Source organism: Clostridium drakei, assembly GCF_000633595.2.
Lineage (GTDB): Bacteria > Bacillota > Clostridia > Clostridiales > Clostridiaceae > Clostridium_AM > Clostridium_AM drakei.
The window spans coordinates 46,435-65,694 of sequence record NZ_JIBU02000050.1; the positions used below are offsets into that span (position 1 = coordinate 46,435).

The 19,260-nt window shown below is 28.2% G+C and carries 14 protein-coding genes and 1 riboswitch; of the genes, 7 read left to right on the top strand and 7 right to left on the bottom strand.

Annotated features, from left to right (window positions below):
- Nucleotides 1-80: 80 nt before the first annotated feature.
- On the bottom strand, nt 81-662 hold the full coding sequence (gene yedF, locus EG57_RS0221420) for a sulfurtransferase-like selenium metabolism protein YedF (RefSeq protein WP_032079137.1): 582 nt from the start codon (nt 660-662) through the stop codon (nt 81-83).
- Between the two features lie 388 nt (nt 663-1,050).
- Between yedF and EG57_RS0221425 the strand changes: the two genes are divergently transcribed.
- Complete coding sequence (locus EG57_RS0221425) at nt 1,051-2,496, top strand: glycosyltransferase family 2 protein (RefSeq protein ID WP_414629357.1); 1,446 nt, start codon at nt 1,051-1,053, stop codon at nt 2,494-2,496.
- Nucleotides 2,497-2,522: 26 nt separating this feature from the next.
- On the opposite strand, the gene EG57_RS0221430 is transcribed toward EG57_RS0221425, so the two are convergent.
- Entirely contained in the window at nt 2,523-4,439 is a 1,917-nt protein-coding gene (locus EG57_RS0221430; protein WP_032079139.1) for an ABC-F family ATP-binding cassette domain-containing protein, read from the bottom strand.
- Nucleotides 4,440-4,635: 196 nt separating this feature from the next.
- Between EG57_RS0221430 and EG57_RS0221435 the strand changes: the two genes are divergently transcribed.
- The 4 genes from EG57_RS0221435 (at nt 4,636) to EG57_RS0221450 (ending at nt 10,795) form a co-directional block, all read left to right on the top strand.
- On the top strand, nt 4,636-7,083 hold the full coding sequence (locus EG57_RS0221435) for a VIT and vWA domain-containing protein (protein ID WP_032079140.1): 2,448 nt from the start codon (nt 4,636-4,638) through the stop codon (nt 7,081-7,083).
- A gap of 291 nt (nt 7,084-7,374) precedes the next feature.
- On the top strand, nt 7,375-8,100 hold the full coding sequence (locus tag EG57_RS0221440) for an ABC transporter ATP-binding protein (protein ID WP_032079141.1): 726 nt from the start codon (nt 7,375-7,377) through the stop codon (nt 8,098-8,100).
- A complete protein-coding gene (locus EG57_RS0221445) occupies nt 8,093-9,757 on the top strand; it encodes a putative ABC transporter permease subunit (RefSeq protein ID WP_032079142.1) in 1,665 nt (554 codons plus the stop codon). Before EG57_RS0221440 ends, EG57_RS0221445 begins: the two co-directional genes overlap by 8 nt.
- Before the next feature lie 183 nt (nt 9,758-9,940).
- Entirely contained in the window at nt 9,941-10,795 is an 855-nt protein-coding gene (locus EG57_RS0221450; RefSeq protein ID WP_032079143.1) for a 4Fe-4S binding protein, read from the top strand.
- Nucleotides 10,796-10,874: 79 nt separating this feature from the next.
- Here the strand turns inward: EG57_RS0221450 and EG57_RS0221455 are convergent, their stop codons facing one another.
- The 5 genes from EG57_RS0221455 to tenA all read right to left on the bottom strand — a co-directional run bounded on the left by EG57_RS0221455 (nt 10,875) and on the right by tenA (nt 16,277).
- Nucleotides 10,875-12,662 (bottom strand): ATP-dependent metallopeptidase FtsH/Yme1/Tma family protein, encoded by a 1,788-nt coding sequence (locus EG57_RS0221455; RefSeq protein WP_032079144.1) that lies wholly within the window; start codon nt 12,660-12,662, stop codon nt 10,875-10,877.
- Between the two features lie 443 nt (nt 12,663-13,105).
- On the bottom strand, nt 13,106-14,122 hold the full coding sequence (locus tag EG57_RS0221460) for an ABC transporter substrate-binding protein (RefSeq protein ID WP_032079145.1): 1,017 nt from the start codon (nt 14,120-14,122) through the stop codon (nt 13,106-13,108).
- Nucleotides 14,119-14,862 carry an ABC transporter permease gene (locus tag EG57_RS0221465; RefSeq protein WP_032079146.1) on the bottom strand — a complete coding sequence of 248 codons (744 nt, stop codon included), beginning with the start codon at nt 14,860-14,862 and terminating at the stop codon, nt 14,119-14,121. The genes EG57_RS0221460 and EG57_RS0221465 overlap by 4 nt, the downstream gene beginning before the upstream one ends.
- A complete protein-coding gene (locus EG57_RS0221470) occupies nt 14,859-15,611 on the bottom strand; it encodes an ABC transporter ATP-binding protein (RefSeq protein WP_032079147.1) in 753 nt (250 codons plus the stop codon). The genes EG57_RS0221465 and EG57_RS0221470 overlap by 4 nt, the downstream gene beginning before the upstream one ends.
- Before the next feature lie 6 nt (nt 15,612-15,617).
- Nucleotides 15,618-16,277: a thiaminase II gene (gene tenA / locus EG57_RS0221475; RefSeq protein WP_032079148.1), complete on the bottom strand. Its 660-nt coding sequence runs from the start codon at nt 16,275-16,277 to the stop codon at nt 15,618-15,620.
- Nucleotides 16,278-16,379: 102 nt separating this feature from the next.
- Nucleotides 16,380-16,490, bottom strand: a riboswitch (TPP riboswitch).
- 490 nt (nt 16,491-16,980) lie between these two features.
- On the opposite strand from tenA, the gene EG57_RS0221480 reads away from it, so the two are divergent.
- Together EG57_RS0221480 and EG57_RS0221485 are read left to right on the top strand one after the other, a co-directional pair.
- Nucleotides 16,981-17,910 (top strand): methyl-accepting chemotaxis protein, encoded by a 930-nt coding sequence (locus EG57_RS0221480; RefSeq protein ID WP_242859909.1) that lies wholly within the window; start codon nt 16,981-16,983, stop codon nt 17,908-17,910.
- Between the two features lie 82 nt (nt 17,911-17,992).
- Nucleotides 17,993-19,159, top strand: coding sequence for an AI-2E family transporter (locus tag EG57_RS0221485; RefSeq protein ID WP_032079149.1), 1,167 nt, complete (start codon nt 17,993-17,995; stop codon nt 19,157-19,159).
- Nucleotides 19,160-19,260: the final 101 nt, after the last annotated feature.

Consider the following 19,260-nt stretch of genomic DNA (forward strand, 5'->3'; position numbering starts at 1 on the left):
ATTATTTATTTTTAATAGGACAATTTAATATTTAAAAAATTATGCTGAATAGTATTTACCATTGAAAATAGTAACTTATATTATAATTTAATAGTATTATCAGCAGAATTCATTTTTTCAACTATAGTGTACATATTTGTGATTTCACCTACAAGCAATTTTTCCTTCAATCCATAAAAATCAAGGCAAGTTCCACAGTTGAATATATTTACCCCTTTTTCTTTAAGTGCTTTAATGCTTTCGATACAGTCAGAACCTTCAGTAGTAAGCTTAACACCACTATTTAAGAATAGTATGTCAGAAGGAAGTTTATCACTTTCACTTAAAGCATAGAAATAACTTTTCATTAAAGCTGTACCTAGTTTGTCATCACCAACACCAAGTTTATCAGAAGAAACTACTATAACAAGGTTTTTGTCATTAAAGTTCATAGGCTTACAGCTACAAGAATCTTTAGTGATATCTATATAATAAAGACCCTCTTTTTCTTCAACTTTATATTTAAAACCATTGCTCTCAGCAAATTTTGAAACATTATTCTTTGAAACATCATTATCTACTATAACAGTAGCTTGTCCTTCATTTATAGAATCAAAAAACTTTTTTGTATTAATAACAGGTTGAGGGCATTTTAATCCTTTACAATCAATTGTATTAGCCATTTGTATAATTACCACCTTTCAAAAAATAAATAATTGTATATTTAGGTATAAAATAATACAATAATAATAGTATGATTTTAAATAAATTATAACATAACTAAATGATACACATTATAGTTTTTGCAAATAGACAAATAAGCAACTATTTGTAAAAATTATGACCAAGGTAATAGAAAGTTAACAATCAGAAAATTCTGAAATAAACACTGCGGTGAGAAATTTGTGGTATTATAGTATACGGTATTTTATACTTGGACATAACTAAAGGATAATATAAAAAGGAAGGATTTTTATAATGAAAGAATTTATTTCTATGATGGGAGAATTCGTTTATAATTTTGTTATTTGTGGCATAAATGTTTTTCAAGTATCAGTAATTATACTAACAATGTACTATTTAATCATCTCATTATTTGGCTTTTATAAAAAAGAGGATAAAGAAGCAGAAAATTGTAAACCAGAAAAAAAATTTGCTTTGCTAGTAGCAGCACATAATGAAGAAATGGTAATTGGAAAAATAGTAGATAGTTTAAAAGAATTAGATTACCCTAAAGATTTATATGATATTTTTGTAATTGCAGATAATTGTACTGATAAAACAGCAGAAATAGCTAGAAAACATAGTGGTAATGTATATGAGAGAAATGTTTCAGATAAAAGGGGAAAAGGATATGCATTAGAATGGATGTTTGCTAGAGTATTTAAAATGGATACTAAATATGATGCTATAGCTATTTTTGATGCAGATAATTTAGTTTCAAAGAATTTTCTAAATGAAATGAACTATAAATTGCTTAATGGCTATAAGGTAGTACAAGGTTATATAGATAGTAAAAATCCTGATGATTCTTGGATAACACAATCTTATTCCATATCATTTTGGACAGCTAATAGGTTATTTCAATTAGGAAGGTCAAATTTAGGATTGTCAAGTCAGATAGGTGGAACTGGATTTTGCATGGATACAGAAACGCTTAAAAAATTAGGATGGGGCTCTACTTGTCTTACAGAAGATTTAGAGTTTACTTGTAAATTAGTACTTAATGGACATAAAGTTGGCTGGGCTCATAATGCTATAGTTTATGATGAAAAGCCTTTAACGTTAAAACAATCCTGGAATCAGAGAAAAAGATGGATGCAAGGATTTGCTGATGTATTTTCAAGGTTTTTTGTTAGACTTATGAAAAAAGCTGTAAAAGAAAGAAGTTTTATTACTTTAGATTGTGCTTTATATACTATGCAGCCATACTTTACATTGTTTATGGCAGCTTCTGCTTTAATAAGTTTAATCAAAGGTTTTAGTGGTATAGATGTAATAACATTGGATGGGATTTTTAGAGACATTTTTTATAGTAGTCAAAGTAGTTATAGTCAATATGCTTGGATGATATTTAGTATAGGCCAATTCTTATTTACACCAATAGTCATGTTATTGGAAACAAAGTTATCTAAAAAAATGTTTGGAGTATTTGCTTTATATTCTTTAAATGCAGTAGTATTTTCAGAGATTTTTAGGTATTTAAGAGATGACGGTAAATATAAGGAATTTTTAATAACACACCATTTAGCTATTGAAAATGTAAACAAGGGTTACATAATTCCGTCCATTGAGTACACAGTTCTAATTACCATTATTTATATAATGATATTTGTTATCATTATAGGAATGATTGATAGAAGATATTCATTAAAGATATTTATATGGTATATGTTATTTAGTATATATACTTTAACTTGGATTCCTATAACTATTCAAGGAATTTTGAATAAGGATAAGAAGGAATGGAGTCATACTAAACATATAAGGCAAATAAGTATTCAAGAAGTGGAATAATAAAAAAGTGTTAAATGTCAGGGAGATTAATCCTGACATTTAGCACTTTTTATTTTTTCGGCTAATTCATTTAAGTAAGTCCATCTATCAAATAGATAATCAAGTTTTTCTTGTAATTCTTTCTTTTCTTCCAAAAGCTTTTGAAGAAGTTCATAATCGCTGCCAGTAGAGTTTATCTTTGAATCTACAACTTGTATTTTATTTTCTACATCTTCAATAACATCATCTATTTCATCAAATTCTTTCTGCTCTTTATAGGAAAATTTTAAAGCTTTATTTTTATTTTCTTTGTAGTTTGCTTTAATATCTTTTTTACTTGGTTCTTTTATTTCTTGTTCCTGTTTTTCAATTTCACATTTATCCATGTATTCAGTATAATTTCCAGTATAATAATCTATGGAAGAATTGCCTTTGAAAATTAGAAGTTTTTTAAAAGCCTTATCTAAAAAGTATCTATCATGAGATACAGTTATAACTGCTCCTAAAAAGTCTTCCAAATAATCTTCTAAAACAGTAAGCGTTTCTATATCTAAATCATTAGTAGGTTCATCCAGCATCAATACATTAGGGGCACTCATAAGTACTCTAAGCAGCTGAAGTCTTCTTTTTTCACCACCAGAAAGTTTTGAAATAGGTGTCCACTGCATTTCTGGAGTAAATAAAAATCTTTCAAGCATAGTAGACGCACTTAAAGTTTCACCATCTGATGCTTTTAAAAACTCTCCAACTTCTTTTATATATTCTATAACTCTCAAGCTCTCATTCATTTCATTATTTTCTTGAGAAAAGTATCCTATCTTCACTGTTTCACCAATGTGAACTTCTCCAGAATCAGGTTTGATTATACCTGCACACATATTCAAAAATGTAGACTTACCAATACCGTTTGGTCCGATTATACCTACTCTGTCATTATTGGAAAATATATAGCTAAAGTTATCTATTAGCTTTCTATTTTCAAAGGATTTATTTATATTTTCCAGTTCTATGACTTTTTTACCCAGCCTAGTACTTGCAGATGATATTTGTACCTTATCACTGGTTTTCTCAAATTCGGTATTTTTAATTTCTTCAAATCTTTGAATTCTTGCTTTTTGCTTGGTACTTCTGGCCTTTGCACCCCTTTTTATCCAAGCTAATTCTCTACGAAAAAGGTTCTTGCGTTTATCCTCTAAAGCCTTGTTTAGTTCTTCTCTTTCAAATTTTTTTTCTAAGAAAATACTGTAATTTCCAACGTAGCTATAGAGATTTCCATTACTTAATTCTAAAATCCTATTAGTAACTCTATCTAAAAAGTATCTATCATGAGTAATCATAAGTAGAGAACCTTTTCTATTGTTTAAGTAATTTTCAAGCCAAGCTACAGTATCATTATCAATATGATTGGTAGGTTCATCTAGAATTAATAAATTTGAAGGTGTTATAAGAGTTCCAGCTAAAGCTATTCTCTTTTTTTGACCTCCAGAAAGGGTTGCTACTTTTGCGTCAAAATCAAAAATGTTAAGTTTAGTAAGTATAGCTTTAGCATCACTTTCCATTTGCCATGCATTTAAACTATCCATTTTAGCAGTTAAATCCAAAAGTTTTTTTTGTATACGTTCGTTATTAGAATTTTTTTCTAAAGCTCTAAGAGTATTTTCATATTCTCTTAGAACCTTCATTACTGGAGAGTTCCCTCTAAATACTTGTTCCAGTACTGTGGAATTTTCATCAAAGTATGTGTTTTGAGAAAGATAATTTACTGTTAAGTTGTTTGAGGTTATTATGTTTCCACTATCGTAATGTTCTATTCCAGCAGCAATTTTTAATAATGTTGATTTACCTGTACCATTTATACCTATAACACCTATTTTTTCTCCATCATTTATGCCTAAAGATATATTATTTAGAATTATTTTTTCACCATAACTTTTGCATATATTTTCTAAAGATATTAAGTTCATTTAATTCACATATCCTTTCTAGCTATTTTCATAACACTATTTAGTATATTATCAAAAAACTTTTTTTTCAACAATACTAAAAAATATTATTTAAAAATAGAATTTTATGAAGGATATTATTTTTTTTTATGGAATAAAATATATATATATATCTATGGATTAAAATGCAAAAATTATATATAAGGGAGGGCTGTCCATGGGGTATAGTATGAAAGAGATTAAAGGAAATTGTGAAGAGTTGATATTAAAGAAAGTTAACATAAATGGTAACATTTGTGGAGAATATGCTGAAATATCCATAAACCAGGTATATGAAAATAAAAGTAAAGGTGATATAGAGGGTGTGTATGTTTTTCCAATACCCAAGACTGCTGTAATATCAGGATTTGAAGCAGAGGTAGGAGGAAAAACTTTAAAAACTATAGTAGAAGAAAAAGAAAAGGCAATTAAAATTTATGAAAATGCTAAAAATAGAGGGGATAACACTGTATTTTTGGAAGAATTGAAGCCACATATTTTTAAAATAGCTGTTGGAAAAATTATAAGTGGTGAAACAGTTAAAATAAAATTATCATATATAGATCAGCTTCAATATAAAGATAAGAAGTTCAAGCTTACAATTCCAGCAATATATGAGCCAACAAAAATGGATGAAAATTCAAAGCTTAATAATTTAAAGAACACTTTAGTAAATAAAATCGTAAATAAAAAATCAGAAGATAATGAATTACAATTTAAAACTAACATTATAGTAGAGTCTTTATGTAAGTTAGATTTTGAATCTCCTTATCATAGGTTAAAAGTGGAAAGAGAAGGAGATACTATAGCTAAAATTAATTTGCAAGATGGTTATGAAGCTATGGATAAAGATTTTATACTTGTTATGAAAGAAAAAGATCCTTTAGAAGCTGATGGTATGATTTATGAATACAAAGAAAATGGAGAGGATAGAAGAGTAGTATATCTGAGAATGATTCCTAAGCTAGATGATTATGAAATGGAGGATAAGGAAAGTTACGTTTTCCTTATAGATATTTCAGATACTATGAAAGGTGATAAGTTAGAACAGGCTAAAAATGCACTTCAGATGTGTATAAGAAATCTTGAAGAAGGTGATACCTTTGACATTATTGCAATGGGAGAAACCTTAAAGTATTTTTGGAATGAAGGAATGGCTGAATTTAATTCTGAAACTTTAAAAAAGGCATCTCAGTGGATAGAAAATTTGACTACAGAGGATGATGCAGATATATTTGGAGCCATAAAATATAGTCTTGAAAATGAAGGTGGTCATAATACTATATTGATTTTTACTGATGATGAAGTTGAAGAAGAAGATGAAATACTAGATTATGTAAGGGAAAACTTAGGAGACAATAGAATATTTACTTTTGGTTTTGATTCAGAAACCAATAATTATTTCCTAAATAAATTAGCTCATGAGAGCTTTGGAAAAGCTGAATTTATAAATAAAGGTCAGAGAATAGAAAATGTAGTATTAAGACAATTTAAAAGAATTCAAAACCCAGAAGTAGATGATATACAAATAGATTGGGGAAATATGAAGGTTCAATCAACTTACCCAAGAACTATAGATTATATGTATGATAGAGAAGCTTTTTCTATTTTTGCTTATGTAATAGGTGAAGTAAGTGATGAAATAGTTGTAAGTGGAAAAGTTGGTAATGAGGATTATATAAAGAAAATAAATTTAGATAATTTTAATACAGAGGATAATGCTAATTTACTAAAAAAAATATGGGCAAGAAAGAGAATAAAATCCATTGAGATGAATATGAAGTCACAGCGTGGAGAAATAAAAGAGTCTATGAGGCAAAAAGTAATGGAACTATCTAAAAAGAATGGATTAATAAGTCATGAAACTACATTCATTTTCATGGAACTTAGAGAAGAACCAGTACTTGGTATAGAACTTAAGAATATAATTCCAATTAGCGTTAAGGAAATAACTCTATCAGATGAATTTGAAGAGGAAAACTTTGATGTGGAAGATAAGTCAGGATTCTTGTATAAAACATATGAGGGAACAATAGTTGAAGAAAAAATTCAAAAATTAAAAGGTGATAATTTATATTTAAATAGTAAATATCCTAGAAAGAAGCTTTTAAGAATAATTGCTAAAAATCAATTTGCAGAAGGAGCTTTTGTTGATTATGAGGATAGTAGCACAGAGGATAAGGTAGAGACTACTGCCATGGTATTGATGGCATTTATTTTAGGTGATGAAGATATAGATATATATTTCAATCAATTAAATAAATCTGTAGAATTTATATGTAATAAGTGTGTAAGTGAAGATTTTAAACTTGAAGATCAAATTGGCAAGATGATAATTTTAGCTTTAGAGCAAGCTATACAAAGTGGAATTCTAAAGGAAAAAAATGCTCATAAAGCTGAAAAGGCTTTAGAGTATCTATATGATTTATTGAATAAAAGAGAAAGCGCTAAGGAAATGTTAAATAATCTTATAGAGTGCTCCTTAAAGAAAAATTTGGCTTCACTTTTCACAATAAGTGAAGATGGAAGCTGTATAAATGAAAAAATAGTAATTAGTGAAGAAAGAAATTCTATTTTCAATATGGCTAAATTAGCAATACTTATGGTATTAAAGGATATGGACTAATGAATAGGGATTGTTAAAAAATAGTTGCTAACTAATTAAAAAACATAGGATTAAAGTGTTATAAAATGATCCTCTAGAATAGGTGACTTATAAAAACCTATTCTAGAGGACTTTTATATTTTTGTATAAAAAAGCATATTGAAAGGAATATTGAAATTAAATAAATAGAATATTTAAGCCGAAAAATTAATATGTATTTCAAAATATTATATAAAGGTTATTGCATTACAGTTATAATTGTTATATATTATATATAACAATTATAATTTAATTATTTTGGAGGAAAAATAAATGATAGAATTAAAGTATTTAAATAAAAGTTATAACGGAAATATAAAAGCAGTAGATAATTTAAATTTAACTATACCTGATGGGCAAATATTTGGGTTTCTAGGTCCTAATGGGGCAGGTAAGACTACTACTATAAAGATGATCACAGGTATTATTAATTCTAACAGTGGAAATATATTTATAAATAATATAAATATAAAAGAGAATTCTATAGAAGCTAAAAAACAGTTTGGATTTGTCCCAGATAATCCAGACATATTTTTAAGGCTTAAAGGTATAGAATATTTAAATTTTATGGCTGATATTTATGAAGTAGATAGCAAGGAAAGAATAAATAGAATAAAAAGTTTATCTGAAAGATTCGAAATAGATAAAGCACTAAACGATCAGATACAGAGCTATTCTCATGGTATGAGACAAAAAATAGTTATAATAGGAGCTTTAATTCATGATCCTTCTGTATGGATATTAGATGAGCCTATGACAGGTCTTGATCCAAAGTCATCCTTTACCTTAAAAGAAATGATGAGAGAGCATGCGGATAAAGGTAATACAGTATTTTTTTCAACTCATGTATTAGAAGTAGCTGAAAAAATATGTGATAGGTTTGCTATTATAAATAAAGGTAAAATCATGTTTAGTGGCACATTTAAAGAGCTTAAGGAAGGATTTAAGGAAAATGAATCCTTGGAAAATATATTTTTGGAGATGACACAAAATGAGTAAATATATAATTTTAACAAAGGCTCTCTTGAAAAATGGATATGGCTTATCAAATGGAGATAAGAAGAAAAAAATAAAAGCTACAATAATAGCAGTTGCCATAATAGCAGCTTGTATACCAACTATAATAGCATTTATTTATTTTATTGAAAGTGCTTACGATATGCTTTATAAAATAAATCAAGAAGGATTAATTTTTACTGTAGGTATAAATTTTACTTTTATTTTTATATTCTTTTTTGGAATATTTTATTCTTTAAATGTTATGTATTTTTCTAAGGATATAGAAAATTTATTGCCACTGCCATTAAAGCCATGGCATATAATAGCTTCAAAATTCACTATAACGTTACTATATGAGTATCTTACTGAAGCAGCAATATTATTACCTTTGTTTATAATATATGGCTTAAAGGGGCATATGGGAGTTATATACTATGTATATTCTATAATACTCTTTTTAACTATACCTATAATACCATTAAGTATAGCCAGTATTTTGAATATATTGATTATGAGATTTACTAATATGGGAAATCACAAAGATTTGTTAAAAATTATAGGTGGAATCTTAGCCATGTTTTTGGCTATAGCTTTTAATATAAAGATGCAAAAGTTAGCAAATTTAGGAATGAATCAGCAGCAAATATTGAATATATTAAGCCAAGGAAATAACTCCCTAGTTGGTATTTCAAGCAAGATATTTCCAGGAGTTTCTGAAGCTGTTAAAGCTATGGTGTTTAGTGGAACTTTGATAGGTTTAAAAAATATAATATTATTTTTAATAGTAACTCTATGTGTTTTATCCATATTTTTAATATTAGGAGAAAATCTATACTTTAAAGGCGTAATAGGAATTTCAGAAGCACCTTCAGGAAGAAAAAAATTAAATTACAATGATTTGCAAAAAGTATCACGAAAAAGTTCTCCCATTAAATCATTAGTGATTAAGGAGCTAAAAATACTGTTTAGAACACCTGTATATTTTATGAATTGTATTATTATGAATTTTTTATGGCCAGTATTTTTGTTAATACCATTTTTTACTGAACCAGAAGTTTTTAAAAAATTTAAAGGGGTTATGTTTGTAATCAATGATACAAAGTGGATTGGGATAATTATTATAATATCATTGGCAGCAGGCATATTTATAACTTCAAGTAACCTTATAACTTCTACAGCTATATCTAGAGAAGGAGGCAACTTATTTGTAAGTAAATACATTGCTATAGGATATGATGCTCAATTAATAGCTAAAGTTTTGTCAGGAGCAATTATGGGGACAGTAGGTATATTATCCATGTTATTAATGGCATTATTTTTAATGAAATTACCATTGTATTTAATTCTTATAGTTTTTGTATCATCATTACCTGGAATTTTATTTTCAGCTATGCTTGGAATAATGATTGATGTTGCTTTTCCAAAATTAAATTGGGATAATGAAGTAAAGGCTGTAAAACAAAATTTTAATGGATTTATAGCTATTATGATTGGAATTGGTGTAAGTGTGCTTGTGGCAATTTCTGTTATAAAACTTAATTTTGATAAATTTGCAATGAGTATAGGTGTAATTTTGTTATTTTTAATTATAGACTTCATTTTATATAAAATTATTGTAACTAAGGGTGTAAATTTATTTAGAAATATTGAAGTCTAATTCCTCAATTTTCACTAATAATTTTTCAGGTGAATTTTTAAATTTCACCTGAATTTTAATTTACAAATATTTTATTTTTATAAAAATAAGGATTTTAAATTGGATACATATAGTGTGTATTTTAATTTTTGTAATAAACTGTTATAATTTTATTTATAATGATCTGTAATGGAGGAATTAAATATGAATAAGGAACAATTAGCACAGTTAAAGCTTGAAGGATTTATTAATCAAAGAGATACTGGATATTTTACATTAAGGATTATAGCTGTATCAGGAATTATGTCATCAGATGAAATGAACAAAGTTTTAAGTATTGCCAATATATATGGAAGAGGATATATAAGCTTTACCACTCGATTAGGAATTGAAATTCCTTGGATAAAGGAAGAAAATATAGAGGGCGTAAAAGAGGATTTAAAAGCATTTAATTTAAAAGCTGGTGGAACTGGAAAAAAAGTGAGACCTATTGTTTCATGTAAGGGTACGGTATGTACTCATGGATTAATAGACACACAAAAATTGTGTGCTGAATTACATAAAAAATATTTTGCACATGATTTACCAGCTAAATTTAAAATAGGTATAGTAGGATGTCCAAATAATTGTGCTAAAACACAATTAAATGACCTTGGATTTATGGGACAAAGACTCCCTAAATTTGAAGAGAGTAAATGTAAAGCTTGTGGAGCCTGTGTAAAGGTATGTAAAGCTGGTGCCTTAGATAAAGTAGACGGTAAAACAAAATTTAATGAAGAAAAATGCTTAGGCTGTGGTAAATGTATCAGTGCTTGTCATTTTGATGCTATGGAAACTAAAAAAGAAGGAGTAGCAGTATTTTTAGGTGGTAAGTTTGGTAGAAAATATAAAATTGGAGACAAGCTTCAAGCTGTATTTTCATTAGATGAAATAGAAGAAGTAACACAAAAGGTTATGGATTATTATGCTGAAAATGGCAATGGAGGTGAGAGATTTGGAGATATGATAGACAGAATAGGAATAGAAAATTTAAAAGATCGATTGCTAAATAAGTTTTAGTTATAAAATGGAAGAAGGAGATGTCTGAAATACATATATTTATGTGAGTAGACATTTCCTTTTTTATTTTAGTAAGAATTTAACTTGCTATTAGTTTATCAAGATCATGTTCATTTATAAATTCATTTTCTAGAAGTTTTTCGGCAATTAGCTGAAGCTTATTCTTATTATCAATTATATAATTTAAAGTTGAGTTGTAGATTTTGTCTAAAATTTGTTTTGTTTCCCTCAATATCAGTTCATTTCCTAAGGATATTTCTTTATCATCTAAACAAACGAGACCCAATTTTTCACTCATTCCATATTTGGCTATCAAGGTCACTACCATTTTAGTGGCTCTTTGCAAATCATTAGCAGCACCACCTGTTATGTTTTCTTTACCAAATATTATTTCTTCAGAAGCTCTTCCACCTAATAATTCACTCACTTTATTCAAAATTTCCTTTTTTGTCTGAAACATTTTTTCATTTGGATTTATTATAGTGTATCCAGCAGCTCCTTTTGTAGTAGGAATTATAGATACCTTAGGCACACTTGCTTTATTTAATAATTTAGCTACTAAAGCGTGTCCGGCTTCATGGTATGCAGTTATTTTTTTTTCAGTATTTGATATATTAGATCTGTCTTTCTTTTCATCTCCAGCTATTATTTTATTCATAGCTTTATCTATGTGATTTAAAGTTATTTCGTTGCAGCTTTCTTTAATAGCATATATGGATGCTTCATTTATCACGTTTGCTAAATCTGCTCCACTCATATAAACTGTCTGCTTAGCTATTTGAAATAAATCTACAGAAGGAGATAATGGTTTATTTTTTGAATGAACTTTTAATATTTTATATCTTGCATTTAAGTCTGGAAGAGCAACCATGACATGTCTATCAAATCTTCCTGCACGAAGCAGTGCATCATCCAGCATATCAAGTCTATTAGTTGCTGCAACCACTATGACATTTTCCTTATCATTAAATCCGTCCATTTCTACTAATAATTGATTCAAGGTTTTTGCATCTTCACTTGTATCTTTGCCTGATCCTCTTTTTCCTCCAATTGCATCTATTTCATCTATAAATATTATTGCAGGAGAATTTTTCCTAGCCTTATTAAATAGTTTTCTTACTCTTGAAGCACCTACGCCTACATATTTTTCTATAAAGTATGAACCGCTGGTTGGTATGAATTCAGAGCCTGTTTCACCTGCTAAAGCTTTTGCTAAAAGAGTTTTTCCAGTTCTCGGAGGACCATAAAGAATTATACCTCTAGGAATTTTAGCCCCAAAATCTTCGAATTTTTTAGGGTTCTTTAAAAATTCAATTATATCTTGCATATTTTCTTTAGCTTCTTCACTACCAGCTACATCGCTAAATCTTGTTTTAACGCCTGTTGATTCTTCAAATTCTATAGAATCTCTGTGTAAGTCAGCAGAAATAGTTTTTTTGCTATAAAAGTTTGTAAGCAATCTAATAATAAATAGTAATATTATAGCAAAAGTAATAGAACTCAATATTTTAGAGTAAGAGTTGGATGATTCGATAATTTTTACTTTATTTTCCATTAGATATTGTCTAAATTCAGGGTTTTTAGGATTTTCAAAAGTGAAGGTTTTTTTGGTTTTATCTTCTGCTATAAGGATGAAGTCACCTTCATTATAATAAACAGTTTGTATTTTACCGTTTTCTACTAAAGTTTTAAATGAATTTATACCTACATCAGCATCTGCATAATTAAATGCCATAGTGCTTTGTAATTGTTTTAGGTTATTTTTATAATCAGGGCTAGATTTTGAAGCAAGTAAATAGACGCCAACCATCAATGGTATTATAAAAAGTAATATACCAAAGTACTGTTGTAAACTTTCACGTTTCATCAATAATATCTCCTTTCTAAAATAATTTTTAATAATAATTCTTATCTAAATATTCATTTGTAATTTAAACAAAAGAATCTTAGTATTTAAAAGTTAAATTTAGATACAAAATTTTAATAATTTATTAAAAAAATCCTTGTATATTTATTAAAATAATAATATTTTAATGAATATTACTAAAAAAGTCAATTCTTAAAATTTCCATTTTTCACTTTTATACAAGAATAAGTATATTTTAATTCAAAATACTACGTTTAAACTTGAAAGTTTATGAGTATACATCCATATTGATATTAAATATTAATATACGTGAATTGAATGAATGGTAGGCGCAAATGATAATTTTTGAATAAATATAATTTAATGAAACGAATAATTTAATCTAAATATAAAAAGCTATGAATATGATTTGGAAGAATACTTAATTCATAGCTTTTATAATCTTATTTTAAGTCATTAATATTTACAAAACAATCTTCAGCCTTTGGTTTCTGCTTTATAAGGCCTTTTTGATATAACCAATCTATGTGATCTTCCCAAACTTTTTTATTTTGACTTAAAAATGGTTCTTCTTTTGAATCCATTTTTGGAAGCAGTGTGTCCATACTATCTTTTTCAACTGCTTCTGTAAGAGGAAAGTTTTCTTTTTGTTGATTATTCATTAGAATTTTTAATGCTTTGTCTGGATTTTGCTTCATAAATTCGAATCCTTTTTGTGAAGCTTTCATAAATTTCTTTAAGGTTTCAGGTTTTTCCTTTACTGTTTTGTCACTAGCTACAAAAATTTCTTCATAATAATTAGGAACTCCATATTTTGATGGATCAAAATAATTTATTTGATGTCCTTGATGTTTTAAAACAGGGACTTCATGATTTATAAGTCCACCAGTTGTAGCATCAACTTTTTTAGTTGTCATAGAGGAAAGAAGCTCAAAGCCTACATCTATGGTTTTTATGGAATTTGGATCTCCTCCATCAGCTTTGATCATAGTTTTAACATATTCCACATTTAAAGGATTGCCTGAAAAACCAATAGTTTTTCCAGCTAAATCTTTTGGAGATTTTATGTTTTTTTCTTTTAAAGCAATAACCACATTTAAAGGTGTATGAACTATGGCACCAAGGGATTTTATAGGAATGTTTTCATTAGCTCTAGACATTATGATATCAGGTTGATAATAAATTCCTATAGTTGCTTTGTTGGCAGCTGTAAGTGTCAATGGATCTGTTGCATTGGATGGAAATTTAATATGAACATTTAATCCTTGTTCTTTATAATATCCATTTTCTATAGCTGCATATATGAAACTATGTATTGCATTTGGATACCAATCTAATACTACATCAACATCCTCTAACTTATCAGAATCCTTTTTACTGCTTTGAGTGCCAGCAGAGCAGCCTGTAACTATTAAACATATTAGTACTAATAATAAAGCTAAATACTTAAATTTTTTCACACTTCATTCCTCCATTTTATTAGTTTATTTTCTAAAATATCTATTATAAAAACAAATACTACTGCAATAAGAGATAAAATTACTATAGGTGCAAAGACTCCTGCACCATCTAGTTGAGTCATCATTCTTTTACTAAAGTATCCAAGACCTGATTGAGCTCCAAGCCATTCACTAATAGCAGCACCTATTACGCTAAGTGGTACAGATATTTTTAGTGCTGAAAAAAAATAGGGTAATGCTGAAGGCAATTTTAACTTAATAAATATATCTTTTTTGGTAGCTCCATAAGTAATTAATAATTCTTCCATTTCTCTCTTAGTGGATCTAAGGCCATCATATACATTAATTGTAATAGGAAAAAAAGTCATAAGTATGGTTGCTAATACTTTGCTCCATATGCTGTAACCAAACCAAAGTACAAATATAGGAGCCAAAGCTGTAATTGGTACAGTTTGAGTTACCACCACAAGAGGATATATTGCATTTTGGATTTTTTCATTTAAACTCATGAGTATGGCCAAGAATACTCCGAAAATCAATGATATAACAAGTCCTAAAAAAGTAACCCATAGTGTAGCAGGAAGATGTACTGTAAATAAAGGATCTCTTAGTTCCCAAGTTCTTTGTAAAATTTTGCTTGGAGATGGCAATATATATGCTGCATCTATTTTTCGTGCTATAGCTTCCCAAATTAAAAAAAATAAAATTCCTACAATTATTGATGATGTGTATTTTTTCATAGTTCAACCCTCTGTTTCAATTCATTTATAAGTTTTTCTTTTATGCCCAATATTTCTGGTCTGCTTAACATGTGCCTATCTCTTGGATAGCTTAGAGGAACTACTACTTCCTTTAACTGAGTTATAGGTTTTTGGGAAACCACTAATATTTTACTTGATAAAAATAAAGCTTCTTCAACATCATGAGTTATAAATAATATGGTTTTTTTAAACGAAGACCATTGAGTTAGCAGCCATTCTTGCATTGATATTTTAGTTATAGCATCTAAAGCACTGAAAGGCTCATCCAAAAGCATAATTTCAGACCCAGTAAGCAAAGTTCTTATAAATGAAACTCTTTGTTTCATTCCACCTGATAAGTCCTTTGGATATTTATATTTATAACTTCCAAGACCAAAGGTTTCTAAAAATTTTTCTGCTTCCTTCTTAGCTTGTTTGGGGTTATTTTCACGTATTTCAAGTGGAAGTGAAGCATTTTCTAAAATGTTTCTCCAGGGAATTAATAAATCCTTTTGAGGCATATAGCCTATATAACCTTTTAAATTATTAATATCATTGTCATTTATGAAAATGTTTCCAGAGTAGCCATGCTCTAAACCACAAATAAGCCTGAATATAGTACTTTTTCCGCATCCGCTTGGACCTATTATACTTATAAAATCTCCTTTATGTACTTTGAAGCTCAGGTTTTCTATAAGAGGAGTTGAATCATTTTCATATTTGAAGTTAACATTGTTGAATTTTAACATAAGAAATTACCTCTCCTTGTTATATGCCATGTCCCAAAACATGAGTTCATATTTACTACAGTTTATAAATATTTTCTTTAACCTATCTAATTCTTTTTCTGATAGGTGTTTTGCAATATTATTTACTAAATCTAAAAGCCACAATGTTTCTTTTTCATATTCTTTTGAAATATAACCTTTTATCCACTCACCATAAAATTTATGCTCTAAAGCTCCAGGAATTTTACTTAAATTTCTACCGATTTCTAAATAACTCCACATACATGACAATAATGAAACAGCAACATCTCCTAAAGTACCTTTTTGAGAAACAGCAAGCATATAATTGGTGTATGAAACATTGGCAAGTGAGGCTGTAGTGTTTTTTATTTCTTCAGAGTTAATCTCAAGTCTTTTCATGTAAGAACGGTGAATATTCATTTCGCCATTTAATATATCGTTTACCATATTAGAAAAACCTTGCATTACTTCTTCTGTTTCAGCTTTAACTACACCTAGAGCGTAAATTTTAGCATAATCTAATAAATAAATATAATCCTGTATCATGTAAAATTTAAATTTATCTTTATCTAAGGTTCCTTCACCTATGCCTCTAACAAATGGATGTACATAATAAGAGTTCCAAATGTCTTTAACGCTTTCATATAGGGTATCTGAAAAATTCATTTTAAATCCTCCTCGTCATTGAGTTTATATTTCAGATGCAATAAAAGTTATTGCTCAAAAGTAAAAAGGTACAAACCAGCAAGAGGTTTGTACCTGTAATAATTAAGTATATAAAGCCTCTTCCTACGCTGGTATTATCCAGATCAGGTTATAGGGTCTAAAAATTAATATTTTTACTCTCAGCTGGTAACACCAGCCCCCCTGGGATTCCTATTATTCTATTTTGTATTTACAAGTTCATGTTACTACAATATACTAATGTCGTCAATAGAGTTAAAGTATGTTAATTAAATATTTCTTAACATTTATGTCAATACTATCAATAAATTAAATGATTAAAAAATGGCTCTTGATTAATTATAGTTAGTATAATTAAAAAATGTTGGAGTAAACGCTGCAATATTTTAAACTAATTGCAAGTTTTAGAAAATTTTCGAAGGATTTTATATGTTTATGACGAATATACACAATATGAACTCGCGCCTAGTATGTAAAATAGTAAATGGAGGGACATGGTTGTGAACAGAATAATAAAATTTAAGTTTAAAGGAAAGATAATTTCCATTATTACCTTAATGTTACTATTCTTAGCTGCAGCAATTTTATCTATTGTGTATTATAAGATTAATGCTATATAAATTCAGATGATGAAACTAAGGAAATTGCACAGCATTTAAATAACACTGTAGCAACTTTCAAGAAAATGATAGAAAACGTAATGCAGGAATCAGAAAATATTAAAAGTGTAGTTGATGATGTTTCCATAAAGGTTCATGGATTGAATTCCAATATAGAAGATGTGTCAGAAGATGCAGAGGAGTTATATGCAGGCATGGATCAAACGTCAGCATCATCACAAGAAATGAATACTACTGCACAAGAGATTGAAGGATCAATAGAGTCTATAGCAAAGAATTCTCAAAATGCTGTAAATGAAGTTTTGGCAATTAGTAAAAGAGCTGTTTATACAAAAGAAACTGTAAATGATGCACAGAAAAAGGCTTCAGATATTTTTTTCAAAACAAAAAAAGAACTTGAAAAAGCTATTGATAATTCAAAAGTTGTAGAACAAATAAATGTTTTATCTGAATCTATAATACAAATAACTTCTCAAACCAATATGCTTGCATTAAATGCAGCTATAGAAGCTGCTAGTGCAGGAGAGGCGGGAAGAGGGTTTTCAATAGTAGCTGATGAAATTAGGAAGCTTGCAGAACAGTCAAAGAATACAGTTATGCAGATACAAAGTGTTACAGAAAAAGTTACATCATCAGTTAATGAGCTTTCAAACAGTTCAAATAAGTTACTTGATTTTGTATCTAATGATGTGCAAAATGATTATAAAATGTTGCTTGATGTTGCGGACAAGTATAGTGAAGATGCAAAATTTGTGGATAAGCTTATTAAAAATTTTAATATTACTTCAGAGGAATTATTGATTAGAATAAAAGATGTATTAAAATCTATTGATGCAATGTCAAAATTATCAGATGAAGGAGTTAATTCAACTACTTATATTGCACAAAAAGTAATGGATATAACATTAAAATCCAATGATATTTTTAAGTTGACAAAGAAGTCAAAGAATAGTTCTGAAAAATTAAAAGAACAAATTTCCCAATTCAAGATCTAAAATTTAATAATTGATTATAAGTTTATTATTATTGTAGATTAGTTATTATAAAAATAATTTGATTAAATGTAGAGAGGCGAAGATGAAAATAGATAAAAAATTATTACAATATTGTGTATATGCTGCAGCAACAGTGCTTTTTGTTTACGCGGTTATAATGCTTTTTAATAATGTAGGAGGTATAGTATCCTTACTCAATAATACATTAAATAAAATTATTGGGGTTTTAAAACCACTTTTTATTGCATTAATAATTGTGTACTTATTAAAACCAGGTGTAAAAAGCATTGAGGATTTCTTAACAAAGAAAAAAATATTTAAAAAAATATCTAGTAGAAGAGCAACTGGAATTTTAGTAATATATGCGCTAGTAACAGGAATTTTTGTAGCTGTTATTAGTGGAATATATATTATGGTTGGAGGAAAAGTTTCTAGCAATGTGACTATATCCAATATGGGAATGTTTCTCACTGATTATTTAAAGAATTCTACATTGTCTGTTAATTCTATAAGTGAAAAACTAGCAAGTTTAAATATATCAATACCAGGGAATTTAAATGATAAAATTGCTGAAATAGTAAGTTCCATACAGACATATTTTTCTGCAAGTGTAGGCTCAATAACAAATTCTCTTGTGTCTATAGGTGGAAACATAGCTTCATTTTTTATAGCCATAGTTTTGAGTATATATCTAATACAGGATTTTGAGTACTTTATGAATTTATGGAATAAGATTTTCAATCTTATATTTGGAAAAAGTAAAGTTGGAAATAAATTAAAAGAGATACTAAATATTATAGATGATACATTTTATAGATATATAAGAGGACAGCTATTAGAGGCTTGCATTGTAGGCGTTTTATCAGCTATAGTATTATATTTTATTAAAATAGACTATGCATTAATGATAGGAATTATTGCAGGTATTTGTAATATGATACCATATATTGGACCTGTTGTTGGAACTATTTTAGCAGTTATTATGGCATTATTAAGTGGAGAACCTATTACAGCATTATGGGCAATTATTGGAATGCTTGTAGTTCAACAAGTAGACAATAATTTATTAGCACCTAAAATAGTAGGAGATAGTGTTGGGCTTCATCCAGTATTTACCATGGTTGCAATTCTTGTAGGTGGAAATGTAGGTGGTCTTATAGGAATGCTTACAGCTGTTCCAGCAGCGGCTTCTTTAAAAAGATTAATTAGTAAGTGGTATGCTTATCACATGAGCCAAGTAACTGAGTGATTAGGGGAGGTTTCACAGTTTAAAAACATTGCGACGCAAAAGTGCAGTGGAAGTTTGGATTTTAACTTTTATTCCGTGATATATGGTAAGTGGTTCATCAC